This is a genomic window from Pseudoalteromonas sp. UBA2102 (assembly GCF_002331165.1).
GTDB lineage: Bacteria > Pseudomonadota > Gammaproteobacteria > Enterobacterales > Alteromonadaceae > Pseudoalteromonas > Pseudoalteromonas atlantica.
The window spans coordinates 78742-86175 of record NZ_DCYU01000084.1; the positions used below are offsets into that span (position 1 = coordinate 78742).

At 42.2% G+C, this 7434-nt stretch carries 7 protein-coding genes and 1 pseudogene; 1 reads left to right on the plus strand and 7 read right to left on the minus strand.

What is annotated here, in order from left to right; translation table 11 throughout:
- Positions 1 to 441: 441 nt before the first annotated feature.
- Entirely contained in the window at positions 442 to 876 is a 435-nt protein-coding gene (locus B2R65_RS11640) for an ATP-binding protein (RefSeq protein ID WP_004586647.1), read from the plus strand.
- An 18-nt stretch (positions 877 to 894) separates the two neighbouring features.
- Here B2R65_RS11640 and B2R65_RS11645 read toward each other — a convergent pair.
- From B2R65_RS11645 to bioA, 7 genes and pseudogenes are all read right to left on the minus strand, one after another.
- Positions 895 to 1353, minus strand: a pseudogene (locus tag B2R65_RS11645) (CatB-related O-acetyltransferase); the annotation flags it as partial.
- 273 nt (positions 1354 to 1626) lie between these two features.
- A complete protein-coding gene (locus B2R65_RS11650) occupies positions 1627 to 1842 on the minus strand; it encodes a chloramphenicol acetyltransferase (protein WP_414704504.1) in 216 nt (71 codons plus the stop codon).
- An 18-nt stretch (positions 1843 to 1860) separates the two neighbouring features.
- The gene (locus B2R65_RS11655) at positions 1861 to 2874 is read right to left on the minus strand and encodes an ABC transporter ATP-binding protein (RefSeq protein ID WP_004586644.1); all 1014 of its coding nucleotides are present in this window, start codon (positions 2872 to 2874) and stop codon (positions 1861 to 1863) included.
- A 14-nt stretch (positions 2875 to 2888) separates the two neighbouring features.
- On the minus strand, positions 2889 to 4388 hold the full coding sequence (locus B2R65_RS11660; protein WP_286742830.1) for an ABC transporter permease: 1500 nt from the start codon (positions 4386 to 4388) through the stop codon (positions 2889 to 2891).
- A complete protein-coding gene (locus tag B2R65_RS11665) occupies positions 4389 to 5429 on the minus strand; it encodes an extracellular solute-binding protein (protein ID WP_248450965.1) in 1041 nt (346 codons plus the stop codon).
- Positions 5430 to 6242: a hypothetical protein gene (locus B2R65_RS11670; protein ID WP_286742836.1), complete on the minus strand. Its 813-nt coding sequence runs from the start codon at positions 6240 to 6242 to the stop codon at positions 5430 to 5432.
- A 163-nt stretch (positions 6243 to 6405) separates the two neighbouring features.
- Positions 6406 to 7434, minus strand: a 1029-nt coding sequence (gene bioA / locus B2R65_RS11675; RefSeq protein WP_286742839.1) for an adenosylmethionine--8-amino-7-oxononanoate transaminase, incomplete at its 5' end; no start/stop codon positions are given.

Below are 7434 nucleotides of genomic sequence, written 5' to 3' on the forward strand. Positions count from 1 at the left end.
TCCAATGATATAAGTTGCCTAACTGTATAATATTAACTACTCAACGCAGCGGTTAAATTTAGTGCGTTGAACTTGAACCGTGTATCTTACCTAGTTAAATAAAATAAAAAAACTATTGTGAGCAACTCTTTAAAAGTTTTTATGCAAGTGGGTTACTTTTAAAGCGTTTTTTGCTTTAAATTACCACTATTGTTATTTGGTGCTCTGAAATTTAGTGATTTTGTGGCATTATTACTGCGTGTTGACTCTACGGATTGAAATTAGCCAACCTTGAGGCTATTTAATCACCGAGCAAAATTTGTAAGCTAGTGGGCGCGCTAACTGCTTCAGCGTTATTCTAATGGCTTACAATGATGAAATAATAAGTAACAATTAAGCCGGTAAATCAGCACATCATAATTTTAACTATTTAATATTTACCATTACCCAGAAATGGATGCTATGAAACAAGTTTTTATTTTAAGAGGGCTACCAGGAAGTGGTAAGTCTTACTATGCACAAACCCTAGCCGATGAGCTTGGTGGAGTAGATACAAGCCAGTATTTAATTTGTTCAACCGATGACTACTTTGTCAATGAACAGGGCGAGTATCACTTTGATAAATTTAAACTACCGCAATATCATAATTTAAATTTAGCGCGCTTTATAAATGCTTTAGCGCAAAATATTCCGCTTGTAATTGTTGATAACACCAATATAAAAAAATGGGAGTTTATTGCGTACTCTCAAGCAGCACATGCACTTGGTTATCAAGTTAAAGAAGTTATTGTTGGTGAAGTAAAAGACAAGTCTATGCAGCATTTATACGCTAAGCGCAACACGCATAACGTGCCTTTAAAAACCATTAGTAAAATGGCGTACATGTTTGAGTGGTAGGTAAGTGTTACTTATGGGTTATTTAAGCTTTATTAAAGCGCTTAAATTACATTGAGTAATGGCATCTAGATGAGCAGTGATTTTTTCATTGCTCCAATCCCACCAAGCTATATCTAATAACGTACTTATTGTGTTGCTATCAAACCTAGGCTTAATTACTTTTGCCGGATTACCACCTACCACGCTATAAGGGGGGACATCGCAGGTAACCACCGATTTACTTGCAATGATAGAGCCACTGCCAATATTAACCCCTGGCATTATGGTTGCGTCATAACCAATCCATACATCGTGACCGATAACCGTATTGCCTTTAAAGGGTAACTCGCCAGCCTGCGGGGCCGATTTTTCCCAGCCGTTGCCAAATATAAAAAATGGATAGGTAGAAAACCCCGCGGTTTGATGATTAGCGCCGTTCATTATAAATGTCACGTTTTTAGCTATGGCGCAAAACTTCCCAATAAGGGTCTGTTTACCTTTCAGGATTAAAATTTGTTCAAACTAGTGGCAATTTAATCGCGGCGCGAGGTTTGTGACCTAGTGGGCTAAGTGAAAACGGAGCAAAGCTTCCGCATCCTGCTCACGCCCCTTACCTACATCCATGTAGGCAACAAAGAGTTAATTGCCCCTAGGCAGAACCCTTCGGACAGTGCGTGTTTGGTCTTTATGCTGCGTTATCGCCTATTTATGTGAAATAACCACACTACATAGGCTCTGCCTTGTCTAAAAACCAAACACACTACTGCAAATTTAATCTCGAAAGATAAACAGACCCTCTCGATCTTTAATAAAATCGAAATGGTAAAGGACATTTTTTTCGAAGTTTTCAGGGCCGTCAGGATCGTCGTAATAGGTATAATCACCCACCACTATATTAGGCGAGGTAATAAAGTTTTTTAAAAAGCCAACCTGAGGAAAGCCCTCAACAGGGGCAGGGTTATTTGGATTAGGGCCCTGTTTAGACATAGCTACCTCATAGTTTAATTATTGTTTTTTATACACAGCCAGCGGGTGAGTAGTAACAATAGATACATGAACGCTGTCACCCGGGTTAACCACAACCTCGTGGCTTACACGGCTAGTAACGAGCGTATTACAGCTTAATTTAACCGCACATAAACGGCTGCCACCTTCAAAGCGTACCCAAACAACTTCACCGTTAGGTTGATTTAAGTTTTGAATAAGTTGTACATCGTCAGGGCGAAGCAACACATCTACATCGCCACTGTCGCAGTCTATACCTTGCCCTGGTGCTACGCCAATGCTAGTGGTTGCTTGGCCATTTTCAAACTGGCCAGCAATAAAGCTTGCCTCACCTAAAAAGCGCGCTACAAAGCGGTTGTTTGGCATGCTAAAGCATTGTTCAGGGCTGTCGAGTTGTTGTATTTTACCGTTTTGTAATACACCTACACGGTCACCTACCGAAAGCGCTTCTTCTTGGTCGTGAGTAACCCACACGGCAGGCACTCCCGCTTCTTTTAGTGCGTTTCTTATATCCCAGCGCAGCATGTCTTTTAATGCGGCATCAAGGTTAGAAAGTGGCTCATCAAGTAACACAAAATCTGGCTGGTGAGCAAGTGTACGAGCAAGTGCTACACGCTGTTTTTGACCACCAGAGAGGGTGGCTGGCTTTTTTGCTCTAAAATCATTTAGACCAAGTAGTTTAATCCAATGGTCGGCAATGGCGGTGTCTTTTAATCTAAAACAAATGTTTTGCTCAACCGTTAAATGAGGAAACAATGCAAAATCTTGAAACACCATACCAACACTGCGTTTTTCAGGGGGGACATTACGTTTTGGCGTTGCGCGCCATTTGCCTACGTTTATTTCACCCTCACTAATGGGGATAAGCCCTGCAAGTGCTTGCAATATTGTACTTTTACCGCAGCCCGTAGGGCCTACTAGCATGAGAATTTCATTTTCACCTAACGATATATTTAAATCGCTTACTACACGGTTACTGCCGTAATCTATAGACAACTGGCTTACAGATAGCATTTGTTTTTAAATCCTCAATGTTCTAGTTGGTTACGTTTTTCGCCAGACATCATAATAGCTAAGCCACAGGCAGAAATCACCACTAACAATAATCCGGGAATGGCAGCACGGCCAAAGTAACCGGCTTCGTACACACGCCATAAATAGGTTGAAAGGGTTTCGAACCCGGTCGGGCCTAGCAATAGCGTTGCTTCAAGCTCGCGCATTGATTCTAAAAATACCAATGCAGCACCGGCAATAATACCACGCATTGTTAGCGGCAGGGTAATGCGAGTAAAGGCTTCACGCGGGCTTGCACCTAATACGCGCGCCGACTTTATTAAGCTTTGATCTAAATGCTCTGTACTGGTGCGAATAGAGCCAACTGCAAGCGGTAAAAATCGTAGCATGTAAGCAATAATCAGAAGCGCTAATGTTTGATATAAAAACGGGAGTTGCAAGCCGCCATATACCAGCGCGGTACCCATCACAATGCCAGGAATACCAAAACCAAAATAGGTAACACGCTCCATTATTCTGCCGGCTTTTCCGCTTAATGCGGCATGAGCAACAGGGATAGCCACGATAACCGCCACTATGGCTGCAATGGCTGAGGCGTACGCTGAGTTCCACGCTATGCTAAAGTCAAAGTTGCTGTAACCATCGCGTGCTAACCAAACAAAAAATATCGCCAGCGGTAAACCAATAGCTAACAATAAAATAGGGCCAAACGCAGCAATCATTGCGGTTATTTGCAATTTAGTTGGAAATAAAACCAGTGGGCGACCGTGTCGTTCAGAGGCGGTTTTTATTTGTGATTCTATTAAAAGTAAAAAGCCAACAATAACCATTAATTGCAGCGACAACATTGCCGCGCGCCCTAATGCAAACGCATTGTATTCTACGTAAATTACCCGGGTAAAGGTATCTAGGCGCATCATTGCAGGTGTACCAAAGTCTGAAAGCGTATACAGCGCCACTAATAATGAGCCCGCTGCAATACCGTTAACTACACGGGGTAAAATTACTTTAAACACACTTTGTGTCATCGACATACCCAAGGTGCGCGCTGCATTTACCATGCTGGCATCTAAACTGAGCAATGACGAGCGTGTAGTCATCATTACAAAAGGGAAGGTATACAAGGTCATTACAATGGCTGCACCGCTTAATCCGTACATGGGTGGGGTTTCAAAGCCAAGTAGGTTATTTATTTCACCCCCTGGGCCAAACGCAGCGTACAAAGTAAATGCGCCAATATAACTTGGAATAGCCAAGGGCGCGGCAAAAATTACCAGCCATATTTTTTTAAAAGGCAAATGCACATAAGCACTTATAAAAGCCAGTGGTACCCCAATCAGAATTGAGCCTAATACGGTTAAGCCCATTAGCGATAACGTATTGCCTAGTATTTTTAAATTATGACTGTCAAATAGGGTACTGGTGTCGCTAGCAAGGGTAATTAAAATATAAACAGGGGTAATCGTAATGAGCGCTGCAAGCAGCGCCATTGGGTAAGAAGCAGGTATTCGCATTTATAAAACGCCGTTGTTGCGCATCAAGTTGATGGTGGGGCGTAAATCCGCAAGTTGAGTTAAATCAACCTTTGGTGGAGATATGTCACTCAGCGACGGTAAGCCTGCCGGTTGAGTAATGCCATTAACAAGCGGTATTTCATACGCTTCTCGGGCTAAATAACCTTGTACTTCTTCGCTTAATAAGTAACGCATAAAGTTAGTAGCAAGTGGGTCATCGTTTAGCGTTAAAATACCCGAGGCATTGACTAAACAACCTGCATCTTGCTCGGTAAAGGCTAAGTCTAATTTAGCATCTGGTTTACCCGATTTAAGACGCAGCGTGTAGTAGTGATTAGCAAAACCAATATCTACTTCACCACGTTCTACCGCCATTACAACACCGAGTTCACCGGCGTATGTTTTAGCGCGCTTTTTAACTTTTTTAAGCCATTTAGCAGTTTTATCATCGCCTTCTAAAATACGCATAGCGGTAACAAACGATTGAAACGATGCATAAGCAGGGGCCCAACCAATTGATAAATCGCTATCTGCAATCTCCATTATGCTTGTTGGAATTTGATCTTTGGTTAAACGCGATGTGTTATACGGTAAGGTTCTGATCCGACCGGTAACCGGCGCCCATTGATCGTATCTAAATTGCGGTTGTAACTGTGCAGATAAATCACTCGGTAGGGGCTTTGCAAGGCCTGCATCGGTAACTAGGCCAATAGCACCTGAGTCAACCGCCCAAAATAAATCGGCACGGCGTACACCTGCCTTTGCCTCTGCCACTATAGTATTGGCAAGTGCAGCAGTCGGACCGCGGCGAATAGCTAAGTTAAAGTCAGGATTTTTTTTCTGAATCGCTTGTAATACATTTTCATACAAACCACCTTCACCACGGCCTAGGTATAAGGTTAAATCACCTTTAAGCTTTGGTAAATTATCAACAGAAACTGGGTTTGCTATATCGGCAGCTAGTGCGCGAGAAAGGGGCAGTGGCAAAGCGCCAACAACCCCTAACGCAGCTAGGCCTTGTATAAAGGTCCTACGCTTCACTTAAAAAACATCCTTACGCGACTTCTCCGCTTTTTCTATTAGCGTTTTAGCGCGGTCTAATTTAGTGTGCATATCACTTACCACGTCACGTACTTCATCAACGCTTTTAGCGCTTTTAATTGTTTGCGGTAGTGTTACGTTAAAATCTTTTTCCAGCACTTCTACTAGTTTTGCATCTTGTTCGATAAGCGTACCTTCTACGCCTTCAAAAAGGTGTAAATACGTATCGTGAACAATTTCAGTGGCTTCTTCGTTTAAGCGCTCTGCAAATTTAGCAACAACACGGTCAAGCTTGTGCTTGATTTCGTCAATGGTGGCACTTTGGGTCATGCCTTCTGTAGCAGTGGCTTTAACTGTATCAAGTAAGCCTTTTTGCTGGAATTTTGCCGCAAGCTTAACAGCACCAAGACCTTGCCACAAGGCTATGTTCATGGCTTTTTGCTGATTGCGCACTTCTTGGGCAGGCTTGTTGTTATCAATAGCCATTTTTACACCATAAATGCCTTGCCAAATTGAGGCATATACAGGCACAAAGTTAGTTTCAATGGCGCTGTGAAACTTAACCGACTCCCAATATTCAATTAAATCGTCGCTGTTTACAGCCTTTGCACCGCTTTTGCTGTAGTCAGTTACCATGGTGTCTACTTTACCAACCATCCATTCAACTTCTTCTGAATAGTCTTTAATGTTTTCTTGTAAATGGTTTACGTGCTCACCAATTGGGCCGTTAGCTAGCGCCGGTTGCGTTACAAAAGCAGAAGCTAACAATAAGCTTGCACTTAATGTTTTTACAGATTTAGAAAGGTGTTTCATAGTAAAGAGTCCGAAAAGGTAATTGTAAATGATAGACATTATCATATCCGTAATATTTACTAAAATCAATATAACAAATACGTCAATGCAAAGCTCAAAACCTGAGCAAAATTAATACCTAACAGGCAAATAATGACTATGCCTTTTAGGTATAATTTAACGCTTAGCAGTAATGCTTACCTGCAATTGCAGTGTAAATGGCATCACATAAGGTGTTTATACTGGCTGAGTCACTTATATACGGGGGCATTAGGTAAATAAGTTTACCAAAGGGTCTAATCCATACGCCTTGCTCTACAAAAAAGGCTTGAATTTTAGCAACATCTACATTGCCAGCAGCATCAGTTAGCTCTACAACACCTATTGCGCCTAAGGTACGCACATTGGCTACCGCATCTAATTCATTGCACTTTTTAAGCTGTTGTAGCTGAGTGTTTATATCGCTAATGCGTTGTTGCCAATCCTGCGCCAAAAGTAAATCTATACTGGCGCACGCAACCGCACAGGCAAGCGGGTTGCCCATAAATGTAGGTCCGTGCATCAAAACGCCGGCTTCACCTTCGCTAATACCCGTTGCTATTTTATCACTGGTTAGTGTAGCCGAAAGGGTCATTGAGCCACCGGTAAGGGCTTTACCAATACATAAAATATCAGGCTCTATATTAGCGTGCTCCACAGCAAATAATTTACCTGTGCGGCCAAACCCTGTGGCTATTTCATCGCAAATCAGTAAAACATTATATTGCGTGCATAATTTACGAACGCAGGCTAAATACGCGGGGTGATAAAAGTTCATGCCGCCGGCGTTTTGTACTATGGGCTCAATAATAAAGGCGGCTACCTCGTGGTGGTGCGTTTTAAAGTATTGTTCAAGCGTTTGGGCTTCTGCTTGGTTAAACTTGCCATCAAATTTACTTACAGGGGCGGGTACAAACACATGCTCTGGTAAAAAACCTTTATATAAACTGTGCATAGAATTAACCGGATCGCACACGCTCATAGCGGCAAATGTATCACCATGATATCCCTTATACGGCGTCATTAATTTTTGCTTGTGTGTAAACCCTTGGCTTAACCAATATTGCAGCGCCATTTTAATCGCTACTTCTACACTTACCGATCCGCTATCGGCTAAAAACACCTTAGTTAAACTTTTAGGGGTAATTGTAATAAGCCTTTTACACAGCTCTAC